We start from the raw sequence: 277 nt of genomic DNA, 5'->3' as shown, positions 1-277 counted from the left end.
ACGGGAGTTCTCGGTGGTCATGGTGCTCCTTGCAAGGTCGAACGGGTGCTCGCGCAGCCAATCCTGCCATGTCCGAGTCTCACGGCCGGATGCCCACGTACACGCCCTCGGGGCGGAATCGCAGACGTGGTTCGTTGTACTCCTCGAGGGCGTGCGCCACCCACCCGGCGATCCGGGCCAGGGCGAAGATCGTCTCGGCGGCATCCGGTGCCATGTCGTAGCGCAGAGCCAGTGCGCCCAGCGCCATGTCGGAGTTCATGAATCCGGCACCCGATGC

General features: G+C 66.4%; 1 protein-coding gene. It reads right to left on the bottom strand.

The genetic code is table 11. The features are described 5' to 3' along the window. Positions 1 to 79: 79 nt before the first annotated feature. The coding region (locus SB754_RS20015) for a citrate/2-methylcitrate synthase (protein WP_410784127.1) at positions 80 to 277 on the bottom strand (198 nt) is incomplete at its 5' end.

The sequence above is a fragment of the Leifsonia sp. SIMBA_070 genome (assembly GCF_046534635.1).
Classification (GTDB): Bacteria; Actinomycetota; Actinomycetes; order Actinomycetales; family Microbacteriaceae; genus Leifsonia.
Note: the sequence above shows the minus strand (reverse complement) of the source record. Positions and strands in the feature narration are given on the sequence as shown.